12 protein-coding genes and 2 tRNA genes are annotated in these 13,579 nt (G+C 28.5%); 2 read left to right on the top strand and 12 right to left on the bottom strand.

Features of this window, described 5'->3' with window-relative positions; all coding sequences use genetic code 11:
- The first annotated feature begins 36 nt into the window (after positions 1-36).
- Entirely contained in the window at positions 37-768 is a 732-nt protein-coding gene (gene deoC / locus MBORA_RS02445; RefSeq protein WP_042691311.1) for a deoxyribose-phosphate aldolase, read from the top strand.
- Between the two features lie 70 nt (positions 769-838).
- Here deoC and MBORA_RS02450 read toward each other — a convergent pair.
- The 7 genes from MBORA_RS02450 to tes all read right to left on the bottom strand — a co-directional run bounded on the left by MBORA_RS02450 (position 839) and on the right by tes (position 5,527).
- A tRNA-Phe gene (locus MBORA_RS02450) sits at positions 839-911 on the bottom strand.
- 3 nt (positions 912-914) lie between these two features.
- A tRNA-Val gene (locus MBORA_RS02455) sits at positions 915-986 on the bottom strand.
- A gap of 127 nt (positions 987-1,113) precedes the next feature.
- Positions 1,114-1,314 carry a histone family protein gene (locus MBORA_RS02460; RefSeq protein WP_042691314.1) on the bottom strand — a complete coding sequence of 67 codons (201 nt, stop codon included), beginning with the start codon at positions 1,312-1,314 and terminating at the stop codon, positions 1,114-1,116.
- Between the two features lie 202 nt (positions 1,315-1,516).
- Positions 1,517-2,797 carry a tRNA (N(6)-L-threonylcarbamoyladenosine(37)-C(2))-methylthiotransferase gene (locus tag MBORA_RS02465; protein WP_042691317.1) on the bottom strand — a complete coding sequence of 427 codons (1,281 nt, stop codon included), beginning with the start codon at positions 2,795-2,797 and terminating at the stop codon, positions 1,517-1,519.
- A gap of 14 nt (positions 2,798-2,811) precedes the next feature.
- On the bottom strand, positions 2,812-3,429 hold the full coding sequence (locus MBORA_RS02470) for an HVO_0476 family zinc finger protein (protein ID WP_042691320.1): 618 nt from the start codon (positions 3,427-3,429) through the stop codon (positions 2,812-2,814).
- Positions 3,430-3,451: 22 nt separating this feature from the next.
- Entirely contained in the window at positions 3,452-3,937 is a 486-nt protein-coding gene (gene hacB / locus MBORA_RS02475) for a homoaconitase small subunit (protein WP_063720185.1), read from the bottom strand.
- 81 nt (positions 3,938-4,018) lie between these two features.
- Positions 4,019-5,527, bottom strand: coding sequence for a tetraether lipid synthase Tes (gene tes, locus MBORA_RS02480; RefSeq protein ID WP_063720186.1), 1,509 nt, complete (start codon positions 5,525-5,527; stop codon positions 4,019-4,021).
- A 151-nt stretch (positions 5,528-5,678) separates the two neighbouring features.
- On the opposite strand from tes, the gene MBORA_RS02485 reads away from it, so the two are divergent.
- Positions 5,679-6,242 carry a CDP-2,3-bis-(O-geranylgeranyl)-sn-glycerol synthase gene (locus MBORA_RS02485; RefSeq protein ID WP_042691328.1) on the top strand — a complete coding sequence of 188 codons (564 nt, stop codon included), beginning with the start codon at positions 5,679-5,681 and terminating at the stop codon, positions 6,240-6,242.
- On the opposite strand, the gene MBORA_RS02490 is transcribed toward MBORA_RS02485, so the two are convergent.
- The 5 genes from MBORA_RS02490 to truA form a co-directional block, all read right to left on the bottom strand.
- Positions 6,239-7,258 (bottom strand): hydantoinase/oxoprolinase family protein, encoded by a 1,020-nt coding sequence (locus MBORA_RS02490; RefSeq protein ID WP_063720187.1) that lies wholly within the window; start codon positions 7,256-7,258, stop codon positions 6,239-6,241. The two genes, MBORA_RS02485 and MBORA_RS02490, sit on opposite strands and share 4 nt — an antisense overlap.
- A gap of 1 nt (position 7,259) precedes the next feature.
- Positions 7,260-8,348 (bottom strand): ATP-grasp domain-containing protein, encoded by a 1,089-nt coding sequence (locus MBORA_RS02495; RefSeq protein WP_231475702.1) that lies wholly within the window; start codon positions 8,346-8,348, stop codon positions 7,260-7,262.
- On the bottom strand, positions 8,338-9,654 hold the full coding sequence (gene wecB / locus MBORA_RS02500) for a non-hydrolyzing UDP-N-acetylglucosamine 2-epimerase (protein ID WP_042691333.1): 1,317 nt from the start codon (positions 9,652-9,654) through the stop codon (positions 8,338-8,340). Before wecB ends, MBORA_RS02495 begins: the two co-directional genes overlap by 11 nt.
- Positions 9,655-10,469: 815 nt before the next feature.
- Positions 10,470-12,218, bottom strand: a complete 1,749-nt coding sequence (locus MBORA_RS02505; protein WP_063720188.1) for a double zinc ribbon domain-containing protein — start codon at positions 12,216-12,218, stop codon at positions 10,470-10,472.
- 450 nt (positions 12,219-12,668) lie between these two features.
- Positions 12,669-13,532, bottom strand: a complete 864-nt coding sequence (gene truA / locus MBORA_RS02510; protein WP_042691339.1) for a tRNA pseudouridine(38-40) synthase TruA — start codon at positions 13,530-13,532, stop codon at positions 12,669-12,671.
- Positions 13,533-13,579 lie beyond the last annotated feature (47 nt).

The following is a 13,579-nucleotide window of genomic DNA, read 5'->3' on the forward strand; positions in this document are numbered from 1 at the left end:
TATAAATACTAACTAAATATATGAGGGTGTTTTAATATGTACAATATAAAAAATTCAAAAGAATTAGCTAACTTAATTAACTACACAAATTTAAATAATATTATTTCTGAAGGAGAAATGAGAGAATTTTTAGAAACAGCAAAAGAACTAAACTTTAACTCTGTAATAATCCCTCCAACCTATGTTTCTTTAGCTAAAGAAATATTAAGAGATAGTGATATTAAAATTGGTAGTGTAGTTGGATTTCCATTAGGTTTTGAAGATACTGAAGGAAAATTAGCTGAAACTAAATCATTACTAGATAATGGAGTAAGTGAAATAGAAGTAGTAGTGAATTTAAGCCATTTAAAAGATGGAAAACACAAAGAAATCAAAAATGAACTTAAACAACTTAAAGACCTAGTTGGAGATAAAATTTTAAAAGTTATTATCGAAACTAAAGCTTTAACTGATCCTGAAAAAGCAACTATTGCTAAATTAGCTGAAGAAACAGGTGTTGACTTCATTAAAACTTCAACAGGATTTGTTACACCAAACCACATTTATGAAAACGTAAATGACATCAATGTTATCCAAAAATATGCACCAAAAATAAAAATTGAAATCTATGGCGGTATAAACAACTACAAACTAGCAAATCAAGTTTTAACAGCAGGTGCAGATAAAATTGGTAGTAATCAAGGTTATGAAATTGTAACTAGATACAAAGATTTACGTGAAAACACTCAAATTACACCAAAACCAATTACTTTAAAGAAAAAAGATTAAATTAATTAAATCATCATCATTAATTTAATTTTACTAATTAAAAAAAGAACTATTTTTAAAAAAATACAAATGCCATGGGCCGGACTTGAACCAGCGACATCTAGATCTTCAGTCTAGCGTTCTCCCAACTGAACTACCATGGCATGTGGACCGAACGAGATTCGAACTCGTGATCTCCTCCATGTCAAGGAGGAATCATACCCCTAGACCACCGGTCCTATACAACATACTAATATGTACTAAGAAATATATAAACTTTTCTTAATCAAGAACAAGTAGCTAAGCTAAAAATAAAAAAAATTGACCAAGAAAATGGCCAATAGATTTTCATATAAGTTTAAAAGCCTATTTGATAGCTAATTTGATATCTTCAGCTTTTACAGTTTTTCTACCAGCGTGGCGTGCGAAATTTACAGCTTTTTGTGCGATTTCGTCACCTTTTTCTTCTAATGCTTCAGCTAATGCAATTTTTGCATCATCACTAATTCTTTGTGCGCCAGCATTTTTTAAGATACGACCGACTGGTGCGATTGGTAATTCACTCATAATGACACCTCCAATTAAAAGATAGTATAAGCTAGTATATAAAGGTTTTGGTAAAACTCCCTTATTTTTACTTAATATTCCATTATAAAAGCTATTTTATTATTGTTTTATTAAATGAAAATAAATAATAAAATTACAAATAATTAAAGTAAAAAAAATGTATGGATTATAAAAATAAGAATTATTAAAAAATAATAAAAAATTACTCGACTAATAAGTCTCCTTTAAGGTAAGTAGATGTTGCTTGCTTTATTTTTACTTTAACAAAGGTTCCAATATTTGCATCCTTGATTATGACTGGAATATATGAATCTGTTTTAGCTATAAATCCACCTTTAGAACCTCTTTCAGTAACCAAAGCATTTTGAATTGAACCAACCAATTCTTTGTTCTCTTCTTCGGTTATTTTACTTTTAATATTTGACAAATATTTAGATCTTTTTTTCATAATTTCATGAGGAATTTCCTTAAGTGAAGATGATATTGCTCCTTTTCTATGTTGATATTTTGATAAATGAATTAAACTTGGTTTTATTTCTTCAAGTAATTTTACAGTTAACATGAAATCATCATCACTTTCTGTTGGATAACCTACAATAATATCAACTGCAAGAGTTAAATCTGGAATTTCACTTTTAAATTTTGATATAATATTTAAGTATTGAGAGACACTATGACCTCGTTTCATTTCAGATAAAACTTTATCACTTCCTGATTGTACTGGCAAATGGATGAAACTATATACATTAGGATGTTTCATAGCATCAATTACATCATCAACGTCATCTAAAAGATTTTTAGGATGCATCATTCCAACACGAACCCGGAAATCTCCATCTAAATTAGCCACCTCTTTAATTAAATTAGATAGTTTTTCGCCACTGTCTTTTCCAAATGCTGCAGTATCTTGAGCAGTGAGTTGGATTTCAGAAGCTCCATTTTCAATAGCTTTCTTTGCTTCTTGCTTAATATCTGAAATTGAATAACTATTTAAAGGTCCCCTTGCAAAACGAGTACAACAAAAACTACATGCTCCTAAACAACCTTCACAAATTTGGATTATATGAACATGTTCATCATCACTAATTTTTGGAAGACCCACTTTACTATCTTTTGAAAGACCATACTCTCTCATAATCTCTCCACAATAAGCACTCTCAACTACTTGAGCAGATTTATTTAATTGATGAGGTCCAATCCATGAACAATTAGGTCCAATTTTTTCAAGTTTTTCAGGGTCTATTTCAACCATACATCCACTAACAACAATCTTTTTTTCAGGATAATTTTCTTGTAATTGTTGGATTTTATAAACAACCTTATTTTCAGTTGGTAATTTTACATAGCAAGTATTTAAAATAATTACATCGGATTCCTCAATTGAATCAACTAAATCTATTTTATTTTCTTTTAAAATCCCTGCAATTATTTGGGCATCAGCTTTATTAAATGTACAACCATATGACTCTATATATACCCTCATATAAATTTCCTATCTTATTTTTTGTTAAAAATATCTTTTGTTAAATCATAATCATAATTATTAAATTTAACAGGTTTAGAGTAAACTCTTTTAATTATTCCTGCTTTTGCAAAACCTGAAGTAAGTTTTCGTTCTTGTGTTTTAATAACATGTACTTTTACAATGTGTTTATCTATTTTAACAATATCTCCTGGAGCTATTTCAAAATCTCTATCTAAATCAACTTTATATGAATCTACTTTACCATGCAAGTCAACAGAAAACCCTATACGAACAGGTATTTCAACAGATGAAGCCCAAATAGTATCTACGTTTTCGAGTACAGCTTTATCAACCCGTTTATCATTAACTTCAATGCTTGTTACTTCAACTTGACCAATATCAGAAAGTAATATATCTCCCTTTTTTAACTCATCATTAGGTAATAAATCAATTGTAGTTTTAATAGATTCATCCTGCTGAGAAATAATCAACCTATATACTTTTGGTTTTCTAAATGAAACAGTGTCTCTATAAACATGGCCACAAGATTCACATTTTAATAAATATTCTTCCATTATCTTTTTCTTAGATGTTTTTTGTTTCGAGTTTAAAATTTCAGCATCTGTCGATCCACATATTGGACATTCCATAATTTATACCTCCCAAATATGATTAATCCTTTTTATTTAAATAATGATTCACTAATCCATCATCTTCTAAAATTTCTAAAAGGAATTCTTTAAATGGTTCAAAATCTTTTGAATTTCCTGTTGTTTCATTTAATATAACCCCTTTAGATAAATCGATTTTTATAATATCTCCATCTTTAGCTTCAATATCTGAAACAATAACTGGCAATCCAATATTAATTGCATTTCTGTAAAAAATCCTTGCAAATGATTTAGCTATAATAGCTTCAACACCTGCTGTTTTAATAGCTACCGGAGCTTGTTCTCTTGAAGAACCACATCCAAAATTTTCATCAGCAACAATAATATCTCCTTTTTTAACATTTGCAGTAAAATCAGGACGTTCACCTTCAAGAACATGATCCGCTAAATCTTGTGGATTAAATGTTCTTAAATATCTCCCAGGGATAATTACATCAGTGTCAATATTTTCACCAAATATCCATGTTTTTCCTTTAATAAGATTCATAAAAATACCTTATAAAAATTTAATTAAAATAAACAGTTGGTTTATAATATATAACATATCATAAACATTAAAAAAGTGATTTTATACTTTGTTTTTTTGTTTTAATGGTGTTGAGAATCTTTTTTCAACACCTTCACGATACATAGAGTTCATAGTACAAAATGGTATTATTCTTCCATCAGGTGTTGCATAGTGAATAACACATTTTTTAACTCTATCTTCATCAAAATTAAATGCATCCATAAAGTGCATGCAAGAAATAAGCATTGCATCTTTAGAAAAATCCCCTAAAGCATCATAAGACCTTTTAGTAAATACATTTAACAAAATTTTTCTTATATCTAAATTATTAGGAGCCCTACTATTGTGAATCATAGTTGGAAGATGTGTTGTAGCACTAGCTAAAACTCTTTGTTTAATCCCAAAACCACCTTTTAAAAGCCTATCAGAATATTCTTGTAATTTTTCGAATAAATCATCTACATCTACAAATCTAGTAATTGGAATTAACTTATCCTTACCTGATCCTTCAGTTTTTTCCCTAAATACATAAGTAGCTATACCACAATGTTGATGGCAATTTAAAGTAACCGGTGGTTTTTTACCATCAAGCGCTCCTATGAAGTTTGCAATAGGCTCAACTGATGATGGAGGATAAAAATCTGTTGTAGCAACTTCCCCATCAGTTTGTTCTTCAATGATTTTAATGAAATCTGGAATAGTGATTCTTTGCTCTTCTACTTGATTTGAAGGTGTTCTTCCAGCAAACGAAACAGGTTGGAAGTTAACTCCATAAATAATATCATTATTATCAAAAGCAAATTTAATTATATCTCCAACTTGATCATCATTAACTCCTTTAATTAAAGTAGGAACTAAAACAACCCCTAAACCTGCTTTTCTACAATTTTTAATAGCTTGAAGTTTATGAGGAAGTAAATCTCTGTTTCTACTACTAATATAAGGTTCTGGAGTAATACCATCAAAAGATAAATAAACAGTATTTAGTCCTGCTTCTTTTAAGTCTTTTGCAAAATTTTCTTTAAAAGCTAATTTTAAACCATTAGTAGCTATTTGAACATGTGTAAAACCTTCCTCTTTAGCCATTTTAATAAGATCCACAATATCCTTTCTAACAGTCGGTTCACCTCCAGCATACTGAATAGCTAGGCATGGATTAGGTTTTAAATTCCTGAAATTCTTAAGCATCTGTCTAATTTCGTCTTGGGTCGGTTCATATAAGCGTCCAGAAGCTGCAGCATTCGCAAAACAAACTGGACATCTGAGATTACACCTATTTGTCACATCAATTAAACCTAAAACAGTTGAAGTTTCATGATTTTCGCATAATCCACATGCACTAGGACATTGACCTTTAAACTCCACATTAGGATTTTCAACTGAGGTTATTGAAGGTTCATACTTATTAATCCTTTCATATATCTCATCATCGCTCCAATAAGTGTTTATAAATTCCCCATGATCTTTACAAGTTTTTTTGATGTAAACCTTACCATCTTCATCATAAACTTCTGCATCAAGAGGCCTACCACACTCAGGGCATAAACTTTTTGTATCCTTAATTTTCAAAAAATCACCTTACTAACAATAACAATCATTAGTACAAACATCACATAATATAATTATATTATCATAATTTAATATTTAAACTTAATTAATTATTTAAAAGATAAGTATCAAAACATATTAATTAATAGTAAAATAGTGAGGAAAATAATAAATGAGTTTGACTGTTAATCTAATATCTGCATGTATAACAACCCTATACTTCATACTTCCAGCATACTTTTCTAACGCTAGTGGATTATTATTTGGAAGAGGTGCACCAGTAGATTTTGGTAAGTATGATAAAAATGGCGTTCGTTGGATTGGAAACGGAGTTACTTGGAAAGGATTAATTGCAGGAACACTCATTGGTACCCTTACAGGACTTGTACAAGGATATTTTGCACCTGAGATACTTCAAAATTACTCCCAATATATTATAACACCAATAATTGTCAATATTGGAAACGGAATAATTATTGGTTTTTTACTTGGTTTTGGTGCATTAGTAGGGGATGCCCTCGGAAGCTTCATTAAAAGAAGAATTGGAATCAAAAGAGGGGAACCTGCTCCAATTTTAGACCAAATTGATTTTATAATTGTCGCATTAATATTTGTAAGTCCAATTACAGGATTTAATAGCATTTTTATAATTATATCAATCGTACTAACATTAATTATTCATTTATTAGCTAATACAATTGCATATTTACTTGGAATGAAAGATGTGTGGTATTAAACATATTTATTCATCATTACAGCTGTTCCAATAGCTGGAGCTACAACACACTCTTCATCTGTTAATATATCACCCATAGATTTAACTTTCAATCCTAATGACTCAGCAGCTTTCTTATCCAAAATATCCTTCCCAAGACCTGTTGTAATAATTAAATCTAAATTTTGAGCATCACAGACTTGTTTTAAGCCATCAGCAATTTGTTGTACTTGTTTTTTATGTGCAAATTTAGCTATTTTTATAATATCTGATTCATTTAACATTTCTAAATCAGCACAAAGTATTCTAGCTATTCTTTTAGCACAATCAAGTTTAGATTTACCCTCTCCGTCAAAAGTATCACACACATAATCATCTTCATCGATTAAACCTAAAACTGTGTAAATATCTGCTGTTTGTGCAAATAGCTCTGATGAAACTCTAAATTCCTTTCCATTAAGTTCTACTTTATCTAAAAAGCTTGTAAGATTAGTTCTTAAAGTACCAGTATAAACAAGTTCACCAGTTGCAGACCTTTCAAAATCGGATTTACCAATAGCACATTCATGACCATTTTTAATAGGGATTATATCAGTTGTAGTACTGCCAGTATCAATGAAAATGCAATTATCAGAAATTAAAGTAGCTATTTGAGCAGTAGCTATCCAATTAGCAGCTGCTGCTTTAAGAGGAGCCTTTTCAATTTCTTCTTTTGATAACATCCCATCAATACACACATAAGCTATTGGACAATTAAATGTTTCTTCACACTTCATAACAACATCCAACACCCCATCTTTTTTGGTATCATATGCATCTACAAGCTCAGCAGTCATAGATATTCCTACAGCATCAATTTCAGATATTGGACAAATCTTTTCGATTAAATTGATTAATACTTGTGATAAATCATTATTATTACTCCACATTGGAAGATAGGCAAAATTAACCTCAATGTTTTTTATTTCATCTCCCTTAAAATCAATTACAGCTAAATCAGTATTCGCTCCACCAATATCAAAACCGGCTATCTTCAAATTAAAGCCTCCTAATATTTAACGAATTTTTAAGCTTTTTAAACTCAACAACTCCGTCTAAAGATACATCAATATCTCCAATATCTATTTTACCATCAATCATTTCGATTATGCTTTTTCCTATATTAAAATTAACTATTTGTTTTAATCCGACATAAGGGGTTGTAAATCTAGAATTCAGCTCTAAAAAGTAAACATCATAAATATGTTCATTATCAGTATTTATTTTTAAATCAACACCAACAAAACCTTTTAAACCTTCAACACTTTCACATGCCTTAATGGCCATTTCAAAAGCTTCATCTTTATGTTTACTCGTAAAAGGTGATCTTCCTCCCAAATAAGTTCCCCTATCATTTTTAAGTTCAACAAATTGTTCATTTAAACAGATTGGAATGGCATTCCTACCATCACAAAGCAGACTAACACTTACATCAATCCCTTCAATATAATCTTGAACAAGAATTCTAGAACCTGGAGGAAATATTTTTTCCAAATCATAACTTAAATCGTCAATGTCTTCTAAAATCACAATATCCTCACAATCAACACCATTTAAAGGTTTTAATATGATTTTAAATGAAGATAATGGATCTTCTGATTTCCATTTTTTATATAAATTATCAATAGCTCTTTTCCAATAACCTTTTGGATCTATTTTTATTTTAAATGATCTGGGTTGTGGAACAATATTAAATAAAGATTCATATGTTTTAAATTTATTAGATGAAATTGAACAAGCTTCAGCAGAAGAATTATAAGTTTCTACATTGTTATCTTCCAATATTTTAGAGATATTATACAAATTATTATCATTTTCCGCAGCAATGAAAATAGCCTTCTTGTATTTTGTAGCATTATTTTCAAGCCAATCTATTAAATTTTCTTCAATTAAAATTGGATTGACATTTTCATATTCACCAATTAAATCCTCATATGATTTATCAATAACCAATGTTAAGTTGTAGTCTTTTAAATCGTCTAAAAGATTAAAAATTAATGCTTCTGCTTCTGAAATAATGCATTTATCTTTTTCACCTGAAGCTGTAAAATACTCAAAAATTAAAATCGAATCTTCATTAGACATCATAAGTAAGCACCATCCCATTTAAGTTTAAATCATCATATGGAAACTTAATTTCATCCTCATCAAAAATCATATGAATTAAAGCATTATTCTTTTCCTCAAAGTCTTTAACTGTTATATTTTCATTGATTTTAACAATTTTTCTTTCAAATGAAGTCATGATATTTTTGGGAGCTTCAATATTTAGCAAACCATCATTATAATGTTTTTCAATTGCATCAACACATTTAACTGCGGATTGCCCATCACCATAAGGATTTAAAGCATTTTTCATTTTATTTGAAAAGTCTTCATCATCTAATATTTTATTAGCATTTTTTAAAATTAAATCCTTATTAGAGCCTACCAATATGTTTCCACCAGCAGTTACTGTTTCTGGCCTTTCAGTATTGTATCTTAAAGTTAAAGAAGGCACATTCAATGTAATAGCTTCCTCTTGAAGACCTCCTGAATCAGTTAAAATCAAACTGGATTTAGATGTTAAAACTAAAAAATCCAAGTATCCTAATGGTTTTACAATGTGAACATGTTCTAAGCTATTTAATTCATCAAATAAGTCAAAATTCTCTAAAGTCTTTTTAGTTCTTGGATGAATAGGAAAAATAATATTCGTATTTGTTAATTCATTTAAAGCTTCAATAATATTAGTAACTCTCGATTTATCGTCAACATTTTCTGCCCTATGCATTGTTAAAGTTAAAATATTACTCATATCATCAATGTTTAAATTTTTAAGAGATTCTTCCTGAATTCCCCTTTTTTTAGCAATTTCCAAATGTCTAAAACAAGCATCAACAACAGTGTTTCCAGTGATAAATAAGTTTTTGTGAGAAAATCCTTCAGCAAGTAAGTTAATAGCTGATTTTTCAGTGGGGATAAAATACATTGAAGAACAAATATCGGCAGCTCGACGGTTAATCTCTTCTGGCATTGTCATGTCAAATGATCGAAGACCCGCTTCAACATGACCAACAACAATATGTAATTTAGAAGCAACAAGTGCTCCTGCTAAAACTGCATTAGTATCCCCTTGAACCAAAACAATATCGGGTTTTTCTTTAAGTAAAACTTCCTCAATACCTTCCATCATAAGACCCGTTTGTTTTCCATGAGTTCCAGAACCTACATGAATATTATAATCCGGAAACGGAATCTCCAAATCTTTAAAGAAATTATCTGACATTTCTTTATCATAATGTTGGCCGGTGTGAATAAGAATTTGATTAATGCCTCTTTTTTCAATTTCATCAATAATAGGAGCCATTTTAATAATTTCAGGTCTTGTTCCTAAAACAGTAGCTATTTTCATAATATCACATAATATATCAATAGTTTATACCCTCAATTCAATAACATTTATAATAATAATTTTGAATTTGATATCTAATTAAATTTGTGGAAAATGTTCATATTACATGTTTTAAACACATGTTTAATAGTTAACTATAAATTGACTTTATTGAAATCCTTTATTTACAGTTGAAATTTCATATCGAGTTTGTTTTTTTCTGTTTTAAACTCTTCTTTTTGGTGTTTTATGATATATTTATTTTTATTTTATTTATATTAGAAAAATTACATGGTGTTTTTTTAAAAAAAGTCTTTAAAAAGTTATTTATGGTAAAATAGATAATATATATTTATATAAGTCAAAATAAACATTCTCCAAGCATAGTTAGGTTTTCTGAGTATAAAAGTCTTTTAGATTTTTTCCATTGCTATCAAGTTAAGTATTTTTAATTTTTTAGAATCCCTCGCTTTGCTTGTTTTTGCATTTTTTATTCCAGTACCCCCTTTTGTCTCTTTTTTCCTTTGTTGGTACTGGTATTTTTGTTGCTACTAGTTCTTTAGAGTCTAATTCTATTATTTTCTTGGATTACTTGTTGTATTTGGTCTTGGTTGTCTATTAGTAGTTTTGGTAGTTGATCTTTGATTTTTCAGATGAGTATATTAACATTAGAGTAATATTCGTAGGCATATTTTGTGTTTTCTTTTGGTTTTAAGTTCACTATCGTGTTTAATTCCCATTAGGAGATTTAATGGAATATTTGGCTTTATAAATCCTTGTTTATGATTGTTCGCCCTCTTCCAGTGAATTTTTGTATAAAAATTTATATTTTAACATTAGAAAAACTGTTCCTTATATTCTTCATATGATATTCCCAAATAATCCCATTCATCTTCATATATAGTAGCATTAAAATTAAAATACACACCACAATTTGGGCATTTTTGAGTATTTATAAAATCAGAAGTTAAATAATGAAAATAATTAGAACATTTTGGACAACTTACAATTCCATTAGAAGCATATGTTATATCCCCACCATTATCTTGGCAAATTTTTTTTACATTATAAGAAAAATCATCATATTGTCCCAAAAACATTTCTACCTTAACATTACCCTTATTAAATAATACACTTAAATACGGTACACTTTTTTTCATACCACAAGATGGGCAATATAAGTTATATTGTTCAAATTCACCACCACAGTTTATACATCTATTTTTAAAATATATATTCCATACATTTTTTATAAGATATGAAATAACATTATTTTCACCATATTCCTTAAAAAGCCTTTGTCTGTATTCTAATTGAGATTCCCCAATTACAGGTGCTAAAGAATTTAAATAATCTTTTATATCTGTGTCACTAAGTTTATAAGTCCATTTTAGATTACTTAATTCATTAATACCTCTTTTAGTTTCAGTGTAATTATTTTTAATAGTTTTTAGTTCTTTAACTCTATTATCATAATGATCGCTATGATGAGTAATATTACATTTCGGACAATTGTCTTCCAATGGCTCTATTTTACTTTGACAAGATTTACAATAATTTGGAGAGACAATCCACCATCGAGAACATATTTCATTAATTATTTTATCTAGTTTTAAATATCCATTTTGTAGTACTTTCGTATAAACTTTATCATTTATTTGATATGGATCTTTTAATAATTCTTTTTTAAGAAACTCCATATCTAAAAGTAACCCATTATTATCATCACGTATGCATCCCTGAGGAGATTTATGTGGAAATATTACATTATAACTCCTGAGTGTACTTTCACATGAAGTACAATAATTATTTGTGTAGAGATTATATGTTTTACAATGCGGACATTTTATATCTACAAATTCATATCCACATTCACATTTTGTTTGGCCTTCTTTAACTGGTCTTCCACAATTAAAGCAATATACTTCTTCAGTTGAATCAAAATCAAATTCATTACCACAATGTGGGCAGGCATGATTTATAATAAAATAAGGAGAGATAAAACTAAAAAATTTTAAACATTGGGGGCATTTTATCATTCCGACATCAAACCAAGTTAGATTAATATTATTTTCAACACACATCTCGTTAAATTGAAATAAAAATGTATCATAATCATTGAATTTGTTTATATCTTTAAAAAAATCAATATTTTTTGTATATTCTTTATATTGAGGATGTTTCTCCAAAAAATCATCAAGAGAATCGCAACCAATTACTAGAAACTCATATCCACATATCTCACAAAGATTATCATTTGGGAATAATATGTTACCACATTTAGGGCATTTCTTATATTTCTTTTCATTTGAAGTGCGAAATGACTTTTTAATATCCTTATTTAATAAATATCCACACTCCTTACACTCAATACTTCCTTGATAATTTAAGGTGTTGCATGCTGGGCAGTTAATAAATTCTTGCTCTTCAGTAGTTTGTTCATCTTCAGAATTAGAAACATTATCACCAATATCTAAATTAAACTTATCATCACCAATTGGAAGTTCTTTACCACAATTAAGACAAAATTTGTAATCGATTTCATTTAATTCATTGCAAAAAGGACACTTTATTTTATTTACCATACTATCATCAAATGTTAATATTTAAATTATAGCTAAATTTATCTCCCCAATGAAGGCAATATGCATTTTAACCATGTTAATATATAAATCATCACTATTATGCATTATATCACCAAAATTTTGACAAAAATTATTTTAATCTTTATTTACTTCACCACAGCGATTGCACTTTTTCATCTTATCTACCTAAATAATGCATCATTAGATTGATTAAAATTTTTCAGAAGTGTAAAAATCAAAGTTATACTTCCAGTTGATATTGCACTAACTGTAAGTGTTAAACAATTAAAATTATGAAAAATACACATGTTAAATATTTTATTTACACAAGATCAACCCATAGGATTTATTTTATAATGGAAAATATTTATAATTTTTGGAAATTCAAATATGCGATTTTCCACCACAATACTTATCATTATATACCACAATACTTATCATTATATAATATTAGTATAATTCTTTTAAGCTTGTTATCATTGATTCTGTTATTGCATATTTCTTTTGTAAATTATCAAGTGAATCAACTAAATATCTTCTAAAACGCTCACAGGCATAACTATCATATTCAAATTTAATACCATCATACATGATATCCATTAAAATTAAATAATCAGATTCTAAAACTTTAATGCTTGCTCTAGGATCTCCTTCACAAGGATTTAATAATTTTTCAACATCATCAAGACTCATTTTTTCACTAGACACATCAACAAAAACTCGCATCATCTTTCTAACCATGTTCCATAAAAAGGATTCTCCATAAATATCTATAAAAATTGGGGATAATGTATCGTGTAAGTTAGGAAATTCTTTTTTGTGATAATCATTTAGTTGAACTTGATTGATTATAATATCCTCGATTGTTCTTGTAGTTGTTTTTTGAAAACGTTTTGTGAAATTAGTAAAATTATGAGTTCCTTTAAAAATTTCTGCAGTCTCTCGTAACTTATCAATATCTAAATCATTTCTAAAAAGCATGTAACGATATTGTCTCATTTGAGCATATCTTGGTTTAAAAGCAAATCTAACTGGGGCTTTAGCTAAAATTTGAATATCATCAGGCAAGCTATTATTAATTTCATTAATCCTTACTTCTTTTTCTGATTGAAAACTAATCACATTGCCTAAACTATGAACTCCAGCATCAGTTCTGCCTGCAATTCTAAATCTAGATTTTTTTAAATCATCGATATAATTCAATTTACGTAAATGATAAATTAGCTCTTCTTCAACTGTTCTTAAATCTGGTTGTCTTTGAAAACCATGAAAATTAGTTCCTACATATCCAATTTTTAAAGCTATTCGTTTCATTAATACTTATTTTGATTAATTTATCTTAATTAATCTTTTGATATGGA

This window comes from Methanobrevibacter oralis, assembly GCF_001639275.1.
GTDB classification, from domain to species: Archaea; Methanobacteriota; Methanobacteria; order Methanobacteriales; family Methanobacteriaceae; genus Methanocatella; species Methanocatella oralis.

Bases quoted from the DNA above. Each gene is read 5' to 3' on its own strand.
- deoC (WP_042691311.1), top strand. From the start codon at position 37: ATGTACAATATAAAAAATTCAAAAGAATTAGCTAACTTAATTAACTAC.
- MBORA_RS02460 (WP_042691314.1), bottom strand. From the start codon at position 1,314: ATGAGTGAATTACCAATCGCACCAGTCGGTCGTATCTTAAAAAATGCT.
- MBORA_RS02465 (WP_042691317.1), bottom strand. From the start codon at position 2,797: ATGAGGGTATATATAGAGTCATATGGTTGTACATTTAATAAAGCTGAT.
- MBORA_RS02470 (WP_042691320.1), bottom strand. From the start codon at position 3,429: ATGGAATGTCCAATATGTGGATCGACAGATGCTGAAATTTTAAACTCG.
- hacB (WP_063720185.1), bottom strand. From the start codon at position 3,937: ATGAATCTTATTAAAGGAAAAACATGGATATTTGGTGAAAATATTGAC.
- MBORA_RS02485 (WP_042691328.1), top strand. From the start codon at position 5,679: ATGAGTTTGACTGTTAATCTAATATCTGCATGTATAACAACCCTATAC.
- MBORA_RS02495 (WP_231475702.1), bottom strand. From the start codon at position 8,348: ATGATGTCTAATGAAGATTCGATTTTAATTTTTGAGTATTTTACAGCT.
- wecB (WP_042691333.1), bottom strand. From the start codon at position 9,654: ATGAAAATAGCTACTGTTTTAGGAACAAGACCTGAAATTATTAAAATG.
- MBORA_RS02505 (WP_063720188.1), bottom strand. From the start codon at position 12,218: ATGGTAAATAAAATAAAGTGTCCTTTTTGCAATGAATTAAATGAAATC.
- truA (WP_042691339.1), bottom strand. From the start codon at position 13,532: ATGAAACGAATAGCTTTAAAAATTGGATATGTAGGAACTAATTTTCAT.